Origin of the sequence: Ktedonobacter racemifer DSM 44963, assembly GCF_000178855.1 — a bacterium.
In the GTDB taxonomy this organism is placed as follows: domain Bacteria; phylum Chloroflexota; class Ktedonobacteria; order Ktedonobacterales; family Ktedonobacteraceae; genus Ktedonobacter; species Ktedonobacter racemifer.
This window is the reverse complement of sequence record NZ_ADVG01000001.1, coordinates 101,766-117,674: the sequence shown is the minus strand read 5'-3', so window position 1 is coordinate 117,674 and position 15,909 is coordinate 101,766. Positions and strand designations below refer to the sequence as shown.

Below are 15,909 nucleotides of genomic sequence, written 5' to 3'. Positions count from 1 at the left end.
ATGGTGACGACACAAGTTATCTTACCAGCACTGGGAATGTCGCAAGACACGGGGAAGATCATTACCTGGCTCAAAGCTAGTGGCGAGCAGGTCACAAAGGGAGAACCCCTGGTAGAAATCGAGACCGACAAAGCCACGGTCGAGATCGAAGCTCCCGCCGATGGCATGCTCGACCAGATCATAGCCGGGCCTGGCGAGGAGATTCCGGTAGGGCAGGTCATTGCCACGATCCTTGCTCCAGGTGAAAAGGCGACCAGCGCCGGAGAGGCAATACACGTCTCGCGATCTTCCCCGGGAGAACACACGCGCCAGCCATCCTTGTCCGCTAGCCCTCTGGCGTCGCGCATCGCCGCTGAACACAACCTGGATCTGAGCCTTGTTCAGGCCGAGGGCAAACGCATTCAAAAGGCGGATGTCATGACCTATTTGCGCAATCAGCAGGTAGCACATAAGCAGCAACCTAACACTCCAATAGCCCAGACGACACCGCGTTTAACGATGGCCTCGCCCAAAGCACGACGATTAGCGGCAGAGCAGGGAAAGAATCTTGCGCAGATCAAAGGGAGTGGACCAGGAGGGGCCGTACTGGCGACAGATGTCGTATCTATGCCTCAAGTTGCGGCAGTACATGAAAAGCAGGACCTGCCATTGAGCACCATCTGGCGCATCATGGCTGAGCGCACAACCCAGAGCTGGACGAGTGTGCCTCATTTTTACCTGGTGCGCGAGGTCAATGCCAGTCGCTTAGAGGCCTGGTATCAACATAGGCGCAAGCACACAGCCGAGCAGCCAAGCTACACCGATCTGCTGGTAAAAATTGTGGCGCTGGCGCTACGTACCTCGCCACGGCTCAATGCCTCATGGAGCGAAGGAACGTTGTATCTAGAGCAAGATATCCATATAGGTCTGGCCATGGCTACCGAGCATGGGCTGGTTGTGCCCGTCATTCACCAGGCAGATACATTGAGTCTGCAAGAGATTACCCGGCGACGCAGAGACCTGGTAGCCAGGGCCCTGGCCAGAAAACTGCGACCAGAAGACCTGCGTGAAGCAACGTTTACGATCAGCAACCTGGGGATGTACAACATTGACGCGTTTAACGCCATTATTCAGCCGCCACAGGTTGCGATTCTGGCAGTAGGCCGTATCGCGGAACGCGTTGTGTCTGTGCAAAAACAACCCATGGTTCAACCTACGATGATGCTGACTCTCTCATGCGACCATCGCGCCGTCGATGGCGCGCTGGGAGCAAAATTTTTGTCGCTGCTCGCGGATCTCATTGAGGAGCCGCTAGGACTGTTGCAGTAATGCTTCCTGGCGTCCTCATACAGTAGGCTCGCGAGGCATGAAAGGAGGGAAAGCAAGCGGACATACAATCCACCACTTGTCATTCATCGCACATACCAATTGCGCATGATAACTTCCACAATGTCAGGCAAGGCGCTAGCGTCCCCCTGGCAATCTTTTGACGATTATTTTGCAGTACTAAGGAGAACACCCGTGGTAGGACGACACACTTTCTGGCAACGCAACAGGCTTCCACTGCTGGCGCTCTTGATGGTAGTGTTGCTGATGTGCAGCGCCTGCACGCAGAATAATACAGCCACGAATACCCAGTCTCAGGCGCCCATCAAAATCGGCGTCTCTGTCTCGCTCTCAGGCGACTTCTCCGCCGATGGCAAGGCGACCGAGCAAGGCTATCAGTTATGGGCCGATACCGTGAATAAAAATGGTGGGCTGCTTGGGCGCCAGGTAAAGCTGGATTTTCTCTCTGATGGGAGCAATACAACCCAGGTTGTTACCAACTATCAGAAGCTGATTACCAATAACCATGACGACCTTGTCTTCGGCCCCTATTCAACACTCTTAACCAAGCCAGCATCCGTGGTGGCGAATCGCTATGGCTATGCCATGCTGGAAGGCTCTGGTGGCGGTCCCTCGGTCTTTACCCAGGGCTTACATAATATTTTTGATGTCACCGCCCCTATTGTGAATCAGATGGATAGCTTTGTCGAATATATCCTCTCGCTGCCAGCTGACCAGCGACCACAGACAGTGGCCTATGCGACGGAAGACGATCCTTTTACACAGCCCATGATCGACCGGGCGCGCCAGCTACTGGAACAAGGGGGCGTAAAAACCGCTTCGTACCAGGTGTACCCGGCAGAAACCACCGACTTTACTCCCATCGCGCAGAAGATCATCGCCTCTAATGCGCAACTCGTCGTGTTAGGCTCGATGCTCCCCGACGCGACCGCGTATGTGCAGGCCTTCAAGCAGCAGCACTTTAACCCCAAGGCTATTGTTGCATCCGCTGGGCCTGACCAGGGAGCGCAATTTACCGGCCCCATAGGAGGCGCCTCCGTTGCGGAAGGCATCTTCTTTCCAAATGCCTGGGCTCCAGGGCTGACGACCTATCAAAATGCGCAGATGGTCCAAGACTATATCGCTAAATATGGCGGGACAGCTGATCAGATCAGCGCCGATACGGCGGAGGCCTACGCGGCAGGGCAGGTCCTGGCACAAGCCGTGAACAAGGCTCATAGTATCGACAATAAGCAATTGCTCGCCACATTGCACGCGGGCAACACCTTCCAGACGCTGCAAGGGGATGTAAAGTTCAACGACGTAGGCGAGAACGTCGATGGCAAGGGCTTTACCTTCCAGTGGCAGGGTGGGGCCGTGCAGCGTGTCTATCCGGCCAGCATTGCCACGGCGAAACCTGTCTATCCTAAACCGAACTGGCCCTAGTATGCTGTTCCTGCCAGACGCGTCGTTGCGTCTGGCAGGAGTGGCGCCTGCCAATCTTCCGAGTACTGAACAGATGGCAGGCGCGCTCATCTCTACAGATGCTTTATCCCCTGATAACGCTTGCGCTAACAGGGGAGGGATTACCCATCTTCCAGCCCATAGAAGGAGGCTGTATGGTCGGCATTATTATAGAGGCCATCATTACGGGAATTTTAACGGGTGGCGTGTATGCCTTAATGGCATCGGGGCTGACATTGGTATTTGGTGTGATGGATATTATCAATATCGGGCAGGGGGCGCTTGTGATCCTGGGAGCGTACCTGAGCTATGTTCTGGAGCAACAGCTACACATCGATTTATTCCTGGGCTTACTCATCACGATGCCCTGCCTGTTTCTCCTGGGCATCGTGCTTGAGTGGCTCTTTATTCGCCCGATCAAGCGGGATCGCACCATGTTGTCTATCCTGGTAACGTTTGGCATTGCCCTCATCATCGAAGGCATCCTCAACCTGCTCTTCTCAGCGGACTATGTCCAGTTACATGCCTGGTATGTAACTGCATCTTTTCGTATAGGCAATTTCTATCTCTCCTACATTTATGTGTTTGGCTTCCTGCTGGCGGTGCTGCTGCTGGGAGCGCTCTATCTGCTGCTCTACCGTACGCGCTTTGGACGCAGTATGCGCGCGGCTATGGAGAACCGGACAGCGGCTGAACTGATTGGCATCGATGTCGAGTACGTCTCGATGATTACCTTCGGCATTGGGATCTCGCTAGCTGCCGCCGGGGGCATGGCCTTTGGCGCGACCAATACTTTCAACGCAGGGAGCGCCTATGACCTGATCTCGCGCCTGCTCGCGATTATTATCTTTGGAGGGATGGGGAGTTTAACCGGTGCCCTTGCAGCCTCTGTCGGCATGCTGGTGATCGAGGACGTTACCGCCGTCACCTGGTCCCCGGTGTGGGCCAATACCGTCTTCTTTCTCCTGCTGGTGCTCATCCTGGTGTTGCGCCCCCAGGGATTGTTTGGACGAAGGGAAGGAAGAAAGCAATGAGGATCGCCACGTTTGTGGGAGGGGGGATACTCCTGGTCTTTGCCTGTGCCTTCCCACTCCTCTTCTCTGATCCTACCGTGACTACAATCGCGGTCTTCACGCTCATCTTCGCGGTCGCAACCAGTGGGTGGAATATTCTCGCCGGGTATACGGGCTATATTGCCCTGGGCCATGCCGCCTACTTTGGCCTGGGTGCCTATACACTAGCTATCCTCTGCCAGGATTGGCATATTGCCGGTGGTTACGAACCCTTTCTCCTGGTCCCCCTGGCAGGGGTCATTGCGGCATTGATTGCCATCCCCCTGGGCTGGATTGCATTACGTGTACGGCGCCATACCTTTGTGGTGATCACGATTGCCATGTTTTTTATTATCCAGTTACTGGCCTTTAACCTCTCCTGGCTTACGAAAGGCTCTACGGGTCTCAGTCTCCCCATTCCCCTCGATTGGGGCGGTGATTTCTTTAATATTCCCTTCTACTATGTCACACTGGCGCTGCTTCTGCTAACGCTGACGATCTCCTGGGGAGTACGCCACTCAAAATATGGGCTGGGCCTGCTGGCAATTCGCGATGACGAGGATCGCGCGCTTGGCCTGGGCGTAAAGACTGGAATATCCAAGTTGCTCGCTTTTGCGCTTGCCGCGTTGATCGTTGGGATGGCGGGCGCCATCTGGGCGTATTTTGTCGAAGCGGTCTATCCCGCGACGGCCTTTGATCCCATGTTCGATATTGCCATCGCCTTGATGGCTTTTCTCGGGGGGCTGGGCACCATTACGGGTCCGCTCCTGGGGGCCTTGATCCTGGAACCAACGCAGCAATATTTTGCGTTGGCGTACGGGCAAAACGGCTACTATCTGATCGTCTATGGCGCACTCTTCCTGGTGGTGATCCTGCTTTTGCCCCAGGGCATTGTCCCCTCGCTCCAGGCGCGGTGGAGCAGATTTCAGGCCGTGCGAGCGCAGGAACGAGATCGCACGATGAGCATAGCGCGTCATAGGCCTACAGCAGGGGAAGATGGAAGCCCGGAGGTGGAAACGAAAGAGGGAGCCAATCTATGAATTGCTTAGAAATCCAGGATATGCACAAAGCCTTTGGCGGCATTCAGGCCCTGGACACGTGCTCGCTCTCGGTGACGCAGGGGACGATTACCGGGCTGATTGGTCCCAATGGTTCAGGAAAGACCACGTTGTTTAATATTATTACTGGCTACGAGCGGGCTGACAGTGGGCAGGTGCGTTTCCAGGCCCAGGATATCACGAATAAAGCACCTGACACTATCTTTCGCCTGGGGATAGGGCGCACCTTTCAATTGACGCGTATCTTTCCGCGTCTCACGGTGCTTGAAAATATGCACGTGGCCGTGCAACGCACAGATCTCAGGGGAATGTTTCGCTGGTGGAGCGCATCTCATGAGCGGCAACGCGCACTCGAACTGCTGGAGTTTGTGGGCTTGCACACGCTCAAGGATTTGCCCGCGGGCAATCTGTCCTTTGGGCAACGGAAATTACTGGAGTTCGCCTTTATCCTGATTGCAGAACCACAGGTAATTCTCCTGGATGAGCCAGCAGGAGGAGTCAACCCCACCATGGTCAATTACCTGGCCGATCGTATTCGTACCCTCAATCAACGAGGTGTTACTTTCCTGATCGTCGAGCATAATATGGAGTTCGTGATGGAATTATGCCACCGGGTTACGGTCATGCACCGTGGAACCAGCATTGCCGAGGGAACGCCAGCGGAGGTGCGAGCTAATCCCGACGTTCTACAAGCCTATCTGGGAGACTAAGAAGATGCTACTACAACTTCGTGATGTCTATGCTGGTTACGATGGGGGCGACATTCTCAAAGGGGTTGATATCGCTATAGAGCAAGGAACTACGACCTGTATCGTCGGGCCAAATGGCGCGGGAAAATCGACGGTCTTGCGGGTACTTAGTGGCCTGTTGAAGCCACGGAAAGGTGCTATCTCCTTCGATGGGCGCTCGCTTGTAGGCCTCTCGCCACGCCAGATCCTGACTCTAGGTATCGTACAGGTCCCACAAAGCCATAGCCTCTTTCCCAGCATGACCGTGCATGAGAACATCGAACTTGGGGCCTACCTGCTCAAGGATGCCCGGCTAATCAGGAACCGCCTGCAAGAAATTCAAGCGTTGTTTCCGCTTGTCAAACTGCGAGCACGTGAGAAGGCTGGGAGCTTATCGGGAGGGCAGCAACGCCTGGTTGAGTTCGCGCGTTGCCTGATGCTTGATCCACGCATCATCCTGCTGGATGAGCCATCGATGGGCCTCGATCCCCATACCTTCAAACACGTCATCGAGACGATTCGCCTCTTACAGAGCAACGGCAGGACAATTGTGCTGGTAGAGCAGAACGCACGCACTGGCCTGAGCCTGGCGAATCAGGGTATTGTGCTGGAAAACGGGCAAGTGCGTTTGACGGGAACACACACCGAAGTCCTGAACAATCCCGAAATTGCGCGCCTGTACCTGGGCGGGACTCTTTCGAATACCTGAGCAGACGGTGCTGGCAAGCGCATACATAAAGGAGCGTGAGATTCGAGAGGTAGCCATTAGTCGCGATGGCAGGGGTAACTACTATGCCTCCTTCAGCTATCGAGAGCCTGAGGAAGCCAAACGTGATGGCGATACCGTGGCCTTCGATCTGGGCATCAAGACGTTGGCAACTGGCGTCAATGAAGAGGGCCGAACCTATCATATTGGCGGGTTCAAAGGTTCACGTTGGTACAATAAACAATTGGATAAACTTCGCTCAAAACGCAGTAAGTGCAAGAAGAAATCTCGTCGCTACCTTCATTTGAGCAAGGTGTATAAACGCGTTTCGCAGAGGAAGCGTAACAAAAAAAGGCATCGCATCTTATCGCACGACGATTGGTTGAGAGAACTGTCGTAGTAGGAGATCTTTCCCAACGACAAATGGTCATGAAAGAGCATCAGGAGCGCAAGAAGGCCCTCAATCGGGCAGTGTACAATGACTGGGGCTTGTATGCCTTTGTTCAGATACTCAAATATAAATGTCAGTTGTATGGGAAAGAGCTTCAATTCGTAGACGAGCGCAACACGTCCAAGCAGTGTAGTGGCTGTGGGAATTTGCAAGCCATGCCACTGTGGAAGCGAACGTATACATGCGCGGAATGTGGACTCAGCATGGATCGAGACGACAATAGCGCCGTCGTGCGCCGTTTCGGCACACGTGAGATCCTCCTTTGAAAGGAGTGAGGCTGAGAGTAATGCCTCAAGGACACCCAACCTACCTAGCGGGAAAACTCAAAGGGGAAAGAAGCATGTTGGGAACGCGGTTAAACGTGAAGGTATGTAACGTGATGCACCGCAAGTCCTGTGCGTATGGTGAAACCTGTATTGGCTGAACCCAAGTTTCCAGTGGTCTAACTATTGGCCCGTCACACCATACCTGTAGTGACGCTGCTTGGATTACGTACTTCATTGACGGCGAGTACGGAAGCTCTCTCCAGCAGACGACCAGTAAGGAACTGGTTGAAGGAAACGAAATGGGCACCTAAACGCACTAAACGTCTCATGTGCGCAAATACGGGATCGCCTAAAAGCCGAGAGGCTCAAGGCGACGGAGTTTTCATAGTAGTGGTGCGCCCATGTGGCACAAGAACCTCTCTCACCCGTCGGGGTGAGTCCACTGAAGCGAAGTGGATAAACCAGCAACTTACCTTCAGTCGAAAGATATGAGGGGACCGTAGCATGTTGTCAGGAAGGTCGGTGAAGTCCCAGTACCAGGGGCCAGAGGCCGATCAGGTAAGTCGTGTATGGTGAAGACTGATTGTCTGAAGCCCAGTCAAGGCGGAATTGGGGCAGCCCACAGGACACGGTACTAGCGCCTGTGTTCGACGTTGCCGGGAACGGTACTACTTCCCTGCAAAGCTTCCGTCGAAGCCTACCCGTACGGAACGGGAAAAGACGTAAAGGACACCTGGAGCACGAACTGAGATTCTTGGAGGCAACTTGGGGTTGCCCTAACCACCGCGAGGTGTATGGGTACAGAGGGACCGAAGTAGTCGCGGAAGTCACGCTCCGCCGGGGCCTGTGAGAAAGACACAGACAGGGCGAAGGGTCCCAGGAACTCGTCTCAGCGGCAGAGGTTGGCCTGGATGGGCCACACGATCTTTGCGCAACGAGGCAAAGGGTTCTGGAGAGCTACAGTGCCATGAAAGTGGCCCGCTGGGTTCGGGAAGAGACCGTTGGAAAAGGGCTGAGTCCAGGAAACCACCTGAAATATCAGGCAGGTCGGGACAGCATCAGTACCTCGCTGGCGGTCTACTTCATCGCCTTTGTGCCACAAATGTCTCCCTTACCCGTCGGGGTAAGCTCACTAGAGCAAGGTGAGTAACACAGCGACTTACCCGTTCTCATAGAGAGCGGGGACACCTTCACCCGAAAGGCGTGGGGGGAAAATAGCATGTCGTGTCAAAGGTGAGTGAAGCTCCAGTCCCAGGAGCCAGAGGCTCATCAGTGAAGCTGTATAGGGTGAAGTCTTGATTGGCTGAATTCAAGTCACGGCGGAAATGGAGCAGCCCACAGGAGAAGGGACTATCGCCTGTGTCCAACGTGTAGGGGAACGGTACTACTTTCCCTACAAGCTCTCGTTGGAGCCAGCCCTCACGGAGAGGGAAATGACGAAATGGGCACCTACGTACAGACTGAGACATTTGATGGAACTAAGGGATCGCCTAAACCCCGTAAGGGGCATGGTGACGGAGCGACCATACGAGTTGGGTATGTACCCAGCAAAGGGTTGCAGGAGGCCACACTCAAAAATGGTGGTTGACACGGATGTGTCAGAAGACCACTGTGGGAGTGGTGTTGAAAAGACACTGGCCTCTGGAGAGCTTCATGCATCGAAAGGGTGCACGTGGAGTTCGGAGGGGAGGGGTTGATGCTCCCGAGCAATCGGGACTTGGCCTCTTACCCTACCTCAAACGCTCAGGGTAATGCCTGAGACATGGGGAAGGGAAACAGGGAGTACTACTGTGAACGGAGTGGTACGCGAGATGCGTAATGCCTACCTCCACGAAGCAGTAAGAAACTGGAAAGCCGTGTGCGGGGAAACTCGCAAGCACGGTTTGGGGAGGGACGGCAGGAAAAGGTCCGCAAGGAACCTCGCTTACCGTCTACTCTACAACATCTTGATGAGGTTCCTTGCCCGGCGAGGGCCACACACTCAGGCTGGTCCTGAGTGCGGTGTGCTGCAGGCGACCCAAAGCGGCGTAGAAGTCATGGGGGCTTCCTGTGAGGGTCAAGCGCAGCAATTGAGCCTATTCGAGTGTGTGTGAGCACATTTGAGTAGTTTTAGAAAGGCAGCGTGAGATGGAGAGAGACGCACGCGTTCAAAGCGCCATTACAAACTGGGCGCCTCGCTTTGTTGCCAATGGCATTGACGTCAATGATTTCACACGGGTTACGAACAGTATTGAGAGATGGGATGCGTGGTGTCAGACATGGGCCGACTGCGGCGCCATACACGAACAATTGGGCGCCGACGCTGAAACCAGAGGATATTATGAGACAGCAGGTGAGCACTATTTCCGAGCGGCCATGTGCTATCACTTTGGGAAGTATCTCTTTGTCCAGGATACGCGACAACTGCGGAACGCCCATGAGCATGTGGTGCGTGACTATCAGCACGCGTTGCCATACTTCCTCTTTCCCGGCGAGCGGGTCTCCATTCCTTATGAGGGTGGCGCCACGATGTATGGTATTTTGCGCAAACCCTGGTATGCGCCTCACCCTCCTGTTGTCATTTTGGTGCCAGGTCTGGACTCAGTGAAAGAGGAATTGCATGTTTACGGCGAGGACTTCCTGCGACGCGGGATGGCGGTCCTCGCCATTGATGGCCCTGGTCAGGGCGAGATGGAGTTTGAGCACGCCATGCGTCATGACTATGAGGTACCCATTCGCTATGCGATTGATTACCTGGAGCGTCGACCAGATGTAGACGCCAGGCGTGTGGGCTTGATGGGAGTGAGTTTTGGAGGCCATTACGTTGTGCGGGCCGCGGCCTTTGAAAAGCGCGTCAAGGCGACAATTGAAAATTGTGGCGCCTACAATCAGCTTGAGAACTTTCGCGGACGCCCACAGCTCAGTCGCGATGCCATGGTTTTTCGTCTCAAAGCAGCAAGCGAGGAAGAGGCAGTCAAAAGACTGGAACAGTTCTCCCTGCAAGGAGTTGCGGAACGCGTGCAATGTCCATTGCTCGCCATTCAGGGAGGGCAGGATGGGCTGGTTTCTCCAGAACATGGAAAGCGTATTGCGGCCGAGGCCGGAGCAAACGCCGAACTCTGGTTCTTTGCGGATGGGAATCACGTCTGCAACAACATCCCCTATAAGCATCGCCCACAGCAGGCGGACTGGATGCGGAAGCAGTTGAGTTAGCGGGGAGGCGCGTATAGAACAGTGTCATCCATCATACCGGTTGCACCTTCCCTTGACGAGGGGGCGCTAGTGCCATATGCTTGTGGCATGATGACTGTTGATGAGTCAGAGCCGCTCGCGCTCATGAGGAAGGAGTAGGCCGCTTGCAAACCCCAGTGGACCCCGAACACACATCTATTTCCTATTGGCAGCAAACTGTAGAGGCGCTGCCGCTTGAGAGTCAGCTTCCTGCTGATGCTGATATCGTAATTATTGGAGGCGGCATCGTTGGCGTCGCGCTCAGCTACTGGCTGGCAAGGGCAGGCAGAGCGCCAGTGTTGCTGGAGCGCGCGCACCTGGCTTACGGCGCGACGGGTCGCAATGGGGGTATTGTCGCCATCGGCCTCGCGGAAGGCTATCCCTCCGCTATCAAGCGCCATGGCGCTCAGGTCGCGCAGGCGATTCTGCGCCTCACCCTGGAGAATCAGGCGCTCTTGCGCCAGGTCATAGTCGAAGAGCAGCTTGATTGCCAGTACCGTGAAACTGGCCATATCGGGCTGGCATTGAGTGAGCAGGAATTGGAGGGCCTGGTACACGCCGCCGCTACCAAGGAGGCCGATGGGTACGAGGTACAGGTGTTGACGCGCCAGGAGGTACAGGAGCGTATCCACACACGCCTGGGTGAGCGTATTTTGGGAGGGACCTTGTGGGCGCAGGGTGGGCTGGTGCATTCGGCATGCCTGGTGCATGAACTGGCGCGAGCGGCGCAACGCCACGGGGCACGCTTCCTCCAGGCCGAGGTTGAGCAGTTGGCGAGCGAGGGTGAAGACGTCGTGGTACGGGCGGCACCGGGAAGCATACGTACCCGGCAGGTGGTCGTGGCGACCAACGCCTGGGTGGGCGATCTCTTGCCCGCATTCCGTCCCTTGATTACACCGATTCGCGGGCAGATGCTGGCCTATGAGCCGGTTCCCCAGCGCATTTTTGAGTCTGGGATCTTTGCCGCGTTCACGCCAAGCGAGGAATATGGGCAGCAGACCCTGGATGGGTCTATCGTCATTGGCGGCTGCCGGGCCGTAGCACCTGGACGTGATGTGAATGTACGTGAGCAGACGACCTCGCCCGAGGTGCAGGGCGCCCTTGAGCAAGTGATTCCTACGCTCTTTCCCGACCTGGCGCACCTGCGCGTAGCGCAGCGCTGGGGCGGAACGATGGCCTTTACCCCAGATTACATCCCCATTATTGATCAAGAGCCAGCTCTGCCCAGTGTCTGGGGGGTAGGTGGCTTTACAGGACATGGTATGCCCTTTGCCATGCGCGTGGGCCAACTCCTGGCGGAGTCGCTCGGTCAGCCACGGCGTGCCGCCGCGCTTGAGCCTTTCCGCCTGAAGCGCTCGACGCTTCTCTCCTGAGCAAAAAAAGAGCATCCGTGGCAAGAGTCTTCACCACGGATGCGTTCTATATGCTATACATGGAGTACAAAATGCGCCTGACTATAAACAATACCTCGTGGCTGTGACGCGATGAAGGCGTGATGAAACGTGTGAGCTTCGGCTTTTCGAAGCCGTTCGAAGCCGTTCGAAATCGTTAAAAGCCGGGTGCTACCGGTTCGGTCATACTGGCATATGCCTGGGCGCCACAGCGCATACAGGCTGTAGGTGGCTCAAGCGCGCGCATGACCTCGCCACAGATGGGGCAGAACCAGTGTGCCGCGACAGCCTTGACCAGGTCCACACGACTGATGATGCCCACCAGCCGCCCTCGACTCACAACCAGGAGGCGACGAATGCGCTCATGGACGAGAATCCGACTGACCTCTTCCAGTTCGGTCTCCTCACTGACGGTAATGACGCTTCGCGTCATGATATCGCGCACCAGTTGCCCTTTTCTGGCAATAACATCAAACTCCGTAACGATTCCCACGATAACGTTGTCGCTGTTTACCACAGGCATCCCACTGATTTTGTATTCAGACAAAAGGTGAGCTGCCTGTTGCATTGTCTGGTCTTCATTGACCACAATGACATCCCTAGTCATTACATTGCGAACCTTCATCGATGTTTGTCTCCTTCTGGTAACCCATCGCGAAACAGCCATCTCTTGTTTCTATTGTAACATGCCGCTGAGTTTTTTCGCGCCTGCGTCGCTCTTCAGGGTGTTTGGCAGCGTGAGCACCTCTTAGGGAGTGGGGGTTGGGAGAGGAGGTAGGGGGTCCACGACGACCTTGCTAAAGAGGGCGCGCGCCTGTGACGAGGTTGCGCCGTTGTGGACGAAGAGTGCAATCTGCCCCTTGGTATAGCTTGCATCTTCAATCTGCTCCACCTGGTTACCATTGAGTGCCAGGGAGAGGGAAGAGCCTTGCAATGAGACGGTCAACGTGTTTTTGCTTCCCATGGGGTGCAGGTGAGGGCTTACCTTATCTGGAACCAGGTAGTCGTTGTGTGCGCTCTGGCTTTTGGTATCCCAGGATTCCTTGACGATGCTATAGGTGGCATTCCCATGAATGTCAATGCGATAATCATGATCTAGATTTCCATCACCGCGCAAATAAATGCCGATGCTGTCGTCGGCGTCCCCCTGTTGAAACGTAAACTCGGTTGTCAATTGAAAATCATCAAAATTGCGGCTGGGAGGCAGGCTTTCTATGAGGACCTTGTGATTGAGCGCAGTCAGGCTCAAGCCCTGTTGCCCAATTTGCCGCTCATAGTCCTGCGTCGAACCTGTGAACCAGTCTTTGTAGGTGTTTTTATCCGTAAAATCATCGATAAATAAATGGCGTGACGCCATCGCGGTGGCAGTGAGTTGGGCCTGTGAGGGGGAGGGCGTCGGGGTCGGAGTTGGCGCGCTTTGGGTATGGTTGCCTGCGGGAAAGAGATACAGGCCACCTACGGTGAGCAACAGGGCCAGGCACAAGATACCCATCAGACCCGCGATAGTGAGCATGTGTCTGCGTCGTGTGTTGGAGTGCGCTGTCTGCTCTTGTTGAGTTTCTTCGCCTATCATGTCTCTCTCTCTCTGTAACGGCATACTCACAACCTGCGCGCAGGAAGCTGCGCGACTCCTTTTTTATCAATCTTGTAGCCTGTCTCTTTGCCAGGTGGGGGGACTGGCTCCAGTCCATGGGATTCTCTCAACGTGCATATATAAAGACGTATTGTAGCGCAGATTGTTTCGTATTTTTGGCTAGTAGTAATTTTTTCGTATGTGCTTCCCCCTTGAGATGGAAGGTGCTGGTGCCATATGATAGAAACATACACCTCTCATCAAGAGCCAGAGAAAGTCGAGTGATACACTCATGTTGGCAGCCATGTTTTACGCGCCGGGCGATCTACGCCTGGAGGAGCGTCCCATTCCGCAGCCAGGGCCAGGCGAGGTCCTGCTCCAGGTCGCGGCAGCCACGACCTGTGGCACCGATCTCAAAACCTTTCGCCGGGGACATCCCCTGCTCTTTCGTCAGACGCCGGCAGGCTTTGGACACGAAGTCTCTGGCACGGTCGCCGCAACAGGCGCCGGTGTGACAAAGGTGCGTGAAGGTGGCGCCGTCGCAGTGGCCAACTCGGCCCCCTGCTACCAGTGTTTCTATTGTAAGCGTGGTCGCTATAGCCTCTGCGAAGACCTGCTACTCCTCAATGGCGCCTACGCCGAATACCTGCTGATGCCAGCGCGCATCGTTGAGCATAACCTCTATCCCCTCCCGGCAGGGACTTCATTTATCGCGGCGGCCCTGGCTGAACCCCTCGCCTGTGCTCTCCACGGCGTTGGAGCCAGCGATATTCACGCGGGAGATACCGTCATCGTATTGGGTTCAGGTCCACTTGGCCTCCTGCTCTCCGCCGCCGCGACGCTATGTGGCGCGCGAGTTGTACTCACGGGCCGGGGTGAGGAGCGTTTGCGCCTGGGAACCTATTTTGGCGCCGCATGTGTGATCGATGTCACTGGCATGACGCCGCAAGAGCAATATGAAGCGGTACGCGACCAGACGGAGGAGCGGCGAGGTGCCGACGTGGTCATCGAGGCCATTGGCACACCCGAGACCTGGCAACTGGCGGCCCGGCTGGCACGCCCTGGCGGCCTGGTCAACCTCTTTGGGGGGTGTGCCTCGGGCACCCAGGTGGCCCTGGAAACGCGTCCCCTGCACTATAGCGAGCTTACCATCAAGGGCGTCTTTCATCATACCCCGAGCTACTACGCACAGGCACTGCACCTGATTGCTGAACGTCAGATAGATGTGGAGGCCCTGGTGACCCGGCGCCTGCCCCTTCATGCTGCCCTGGAGGCTATCAATCTCCTAACGCAGAAGAAGGGGGTAAAGTATGCACTGATTCCTCCAGCCTTCGCGTCCCTTCTGGATGGAGCAGTAAGCCCTGACTGATGATCTGGTAGTAAATATCAATGACCTGTTGCACGCTCAGGCGTCCTCCGGGGTGAAACCAGGACGAGACCTGTGTACACATGGCGATAACAGCATAGGATGTAACCTTGGTATCGCTGGGACGAAAGACACCGCGCTCCATCCCATTCTGGAGCATGCCCTGAAGCAGGTGATCATAGATATCGCGTAGCTCGACAATGTGCGCCCGCTGCTCGCCCTCCAAGGAACGAAGTTCGGTATCAATGATAAAGAATTCGGCCTTGTTGCTGGTATGCAGGCGGATATGATTGGCGATGGCCTCACGCAAGCGCTCACGGGGATCATCATAGGTACGCAGGAGCGTCTCTAGCTGGCTGTTCAGACGCTTCATATACGTCTCCATAATCTCAACCAGCAGCGATTGCTTATTGGGATAGTGATGATAAATACTGGCCGCCTGAATTCCCGCCAGGCGAGCGATATCGCGCAGGGGCGCGGCGTGATATCCATACTCGGCAAAGAGTTGGACCGCGGCTGCGAGAATATTTTCGCGCATCGAGCGCCCTTCGACTGGCATAGGTAACACCTCTCTTCCTCTTCGGCTACAGGGTGATTGTATCAGAAAAAGGCCTGGGTGTGCTACTGACGTACGCGCCTACGCCTCTGGGCCAGAGGCGTAGGCGCGTACGTCAGTAGCACACCACCGCTTTAGCGGCTGGCCCAGAGCATGCCGCGTTTCATGATTTCGAGAACCTCAGGCACCTCAAAGTCACTGACAACATGTCCTAGAGAGGAGTAGAAGACGCGTCCCTGGCCCCAGCGTTTCTTCCAGACCACTGGCACGACGCTGCCCGCGATCCAGGGGGCATGCTCGCCGCTAAAGGTGGTTGTGGCCAGAACTTCATTGATGGGATCAATGTGCATATAGTACTGTTCTGAATGCATGTGAAAATCTTGCAAGCCGGCAGTAATGGGATCCTCATGGTGAGTGATGTTGACTTCATAGTCAATGATATTGCCGGGATGCGCGACCCACTGGCCGCCAACCATAAATTGATACTCTGTGCTGTTGCGGAAGGAGTCGGCCATGCAGCCATGCCAGCCCGCGATGCCAACGCCACTCTGGACGGCACGTAACAGGCCCTGTTCCTGTTCAGGGGTAATCGTTCCCATGGTCCAGATAGGTACAATGAGATCGAGTTGCTGCATTTTGGCTTCGTCTAAATATGCATCCAGCGTGTCGGAGACCTCAACCTCGTATCCCTGCTCGCGCAGGAAGGGCGCGAAGAGGGCCGCGCCCTTCTCTGGCTCATGACCTTCCCATCCACCCCAGACAAGTAATGCTGATTTCATTAAA

General features: G+C 55.4%; 14 protein-coding genes and 2 pseudogenes. 12 read left to right on the top strand and 4 right to left on the bottom strand.

Annotation, left to right across the window (positions count from 1 at the left end):
• From KRAC_RS00555 to KRAC_RS00505, 11 genes and pseudogenes are all read left to right on the top strand, one after another.
• A complete protein-coding gene (locus KRAC_RS00555; RefSeq protein ID WP_007903669.1) occupies positions 1 to 1,308 on the top strand; it encodes a dihydrolipoamide acetyltransferase family protein in 1,308 nt (435 codons plus the stop codon).
• Positions 1,309 to 1,500: 192 nt separating this feature from the next.
• Positions 1,501 to 2,751, top strand: coding sequence for an amino acid ABC transporter substrate-binding protein (locus KRAC_RS00550; protein WP_007903668.1), 1,251 nt, complete (start codon positions 1,501 to 1,503; stop codon positions 2,749 to 2,751).
• Positions 2,752 to 2,924: 173 nt separating this feature from the next.
• On the top strand, positions 2,925 to 3,803 hold the full coding sequence (locus tag KRAC_RS00545) for a branched-chain amino acid ABC transporter permease (protein WP_007903667.1): 879 nt from the start codon (positions 2,925 to 2,927) through the stop codon (positions 3,801 to 3,803).
• Complete coding sequence (locus KRAC_RS00540; RefSeq protein ID WP_007903665.1) at positions 3,800 to 4,861, top strand: branched-chain amino acid ABC transporter permease; 1,062 nt, start codon at positions 3,800 to 3,802, stop codon at positions 4,859 to 4,861. The genes KRAC_RS00545 and KRAC_RS00540 overlap by 4 nt, the downstream gene beginning before the upstream one ends.
• Positions 4,858 to 5,589, top strand: coding sequence for an ABC transporter ATP-binding protein (locus KRAC_RS00535; protein WP_007903664.1), 732 nt, complete (start codon positions 4,858 to 4,860; stop codon positions 5,587 to 5,589). Before KRAC_RS00540 ends, KRAC_RS00535 begins: the two co-directional genes overlap by 4 nt.
• Before the next feature lie 4 nt (positions 5,590 to 5,593).
• Positions 5,594 to 6,316: an ABC transporter ATP-binding protein gene (locus tag KRAC_RS00530; protein ID WP_007903661.1), complete on the top strand. Its 723-nt coding sequence runs from the start codon at positions 5,594 to 5,596 to the stop codon at positions 6,314 to 6,316.
• Positions 6,317 to 6,359: 43 nt separating this feature from the next.
• A pseudogene (locus tag KRAC_RS64960) lies at positions 6,360 to 7,030 on the top strand (RNA-guided endonuclease InsQ/TnpB family protein); the annotation flags it as partial.
• Positions 7,031 to 7,997: 967 nt separating this feature from the next.
• Complete coding sequence (locus KRAC_RS00520; RefSeq protein WP_007903656.1) at positions 7,998 to 8,180, top strand: hypothetical protein; 183 nt, start codon at positions 7,998 to 8,000, stop codon at positions 8,178 to 8,180.
• 787 nt (positions 8,181 to 8,967) lie between these two features.
• Positions 8,968 to 9,123 (top strand): annotated as a pseudogene (locus KRAC_RS75100) (RNA-guided endonuclease InsQ/TnpB family protein); the annotation flags it as partial.
• Between the two features lie 34 nt (positions 9,124 to 9,157).
• Positions 9,158 to 10,222, top strand: coding sequence for an alpha/beta hydrolase family protein (locus tag KRAC_RS00510; RefSeq protein WP_007903646.1), 1,065 nt, complete (start codon positions 9,158 to 9,160; stop codon positions 10,220 to 10,222).
• Between the two features lie 143 nt (positions 10,223 to 10,365).
• On the top strand, positions 10,366 to 11,613 hold the full coding sequence (locus KRAC_RS00505; RefSeq protein ID WP_007903644.1) for an NAD(P)/FAD-dependent oxidoreductase: 1,248 nt from the start codon (positions 10,366 to 10,368) through the stop codon (positions 11,611 to 11,613).
• A gap of 175 nt (positions 11,614 to 11,788) precedes the next feature.
• On the opposite strand, the gene KRAC_RS00500 is transcribed toward KRAC_RS00505, so the two are convergent.
• Positions 11,789 to 12,256, bottom strand: coding sequence for a CBS domain-containing protein (locus KRAC_RS00500; protein WP_007903643.1), 468 nt, complete (start codon positions 12,254 to 12,256; stop codon positions 11,789 to 11,791).
• 123 nt (positions 12,257 to 12,379) lie between these two features.
• Positions 12,380 to 13,204, bottom strand: coding sequence for a 3-keto-alpha-glucoside-1,2-lyase-like domain-containing protein (locus KRAC_RS00495; RefSeq protein ID WP_007903642.1), 825 nt, complete (start codon positions 13,202 to 13,204; stop codon positions 12,380 to 12,382).
• Positions 13,205 to 13,496: 292 nt separating this feature from the next.
• Between KRAC_RS00495 and KRAC_RS00490 the strand changes: the two genes are divergently transcribed.
• Complete coding sequence (locus KRAC_RS00490) at positions 13,497 to 14,573, top strand: alcohol dehydrogenase catalytic domain-containing protein (RefSeq protein ID WP_007903641.1); 1,077 nt, start codon at positions 13,497 to 13,499, stop codon at positions 14,571 to 14,573.
• Here the strand turns inward: KRAC_RS00490 and KRAC_RS00485 are convergent.
• Both KRAC_RS00485 and KRAC_RS00480 read right to left on the bottom strand, forming a co-directional pair.
• Positions 14,482 to 15,129, bottom strand: coding sequence for a TetR/AcrR family transcriptional regulator (locus KRAC_RS00485; RefSeq protein WP_007903640.1), 648 nt, complete (start codon positions 15,127 to 15,129; stop codon positions 14,482 to 14,484). The genes KRAC_RS00490 and KRAC_RS00485 overlap by 92 nt on opposite strands.
• A 131-nt stretch (positions 15,130 to 15,260) precedes the next feature.
• Positions 15,261 to 15,905 carry a ThuA domain-containing protein gene (locus KRAC_RS00480; RefSeq protein WP_007903639.1) on the bottom strand — a complete coding sequence of 215 codons (645 nt, stop codon included), beginning with the start codon at positions 15,903 to 15,905 and terminating at the stop codon, positions 15,261 to 15,263.
• Positions 15,906 to 15,909 lie beyond the last annotated feature (4 nt).

Excerpts from the sequence above, each read along its gene's own strand:
- KRAC_RS00555 (WP_007903669.1), top strand. The coding sequence starts at position 1 with ATGGTGACGACACAAGTTATCTTACCAGCACTGGGAATGTCGCAAGAC.
- KRAC_RS00545 (WP_007903667.1), top strand. The coding sequence starts at position 2,925 with ATGGTCGGCATTATTATAGAGGCCATCATTACGGGAATTTTAACGGGT.
- KRAC_RS00540 (WP_007903665.1), top strand. The coding sequence starts at position 3,800 with ATGAGGATCGCCACGTTTGTGGGAGGGGGGATACTCCTGGTCTTTGCC.
- KRAC_RS00535 (WP_007903664.1), top strand. The coding sequence starts at position 4,858 with ATGAATTGCTTAGAAATCCAGGATATGCACAAAGCCTTTGGCGGCATT.
- KRAC_RS00530 (WP_007903661.1), top strand. The coding sequence starts at position 5,594 with ATGCTACTACAACTTCGTGATGTCTATGCTGGTTACGATGGGGGCGAC.
- KRAC_RS00520 (WP_007903656.1), top strand. The coding sequence starts at position 7,998 with ATGAAAGTGGCCCGCTGGGTTCGGGAAGAGACCGTTGGAAAAGGGCTG.
- KRAC_RS00510 (WP_007903646.1), top strand. The coding sequence starts at position 9,158 with ATGGAGAGAGACGCACGCGTTCAAAGCGCCATTACAAACTGGGCGCCT.
- KRAC_RS00500 (WP_007903643.1), bottom strand. The coding sequence starts at position 12,256 with ATGAAGGTTCGCAATGTAATGACTAGGGATGTCATTGTGGTCAATGAA.
- KRAC_RS00495 (WP_007903642.1), bottom strand. The coding sequence starts at position 13,204 with ATGATAGGCGAAGAAACTCAACAAGAGCAGACAGCGCACTCCAACACA.
- KRAC_RS00490 (WP_007903641.1), top strand. The coding sequence starts at position 13,497 with ATGTTGGCAGCCATGTTTTACGCGCCGGGCGATCTACGCCTGGAGGAG.
- KRAC_RS00485 (WP_007903640.1), bottom strand. The coding sequence starts at position 15,129 with ATGCCAGTCGAAGGGCGCTCGATGCGCGAAAATATTCTCGCAGCCGCG.
- KRAC_RS00480 (WP_007903639.1), bottom strand. The coding sequence starts at position 15,905 with ATGAAATCAGCATTACTTGTCTGGGGTGGATGGGAAGGTCATGAGCCA.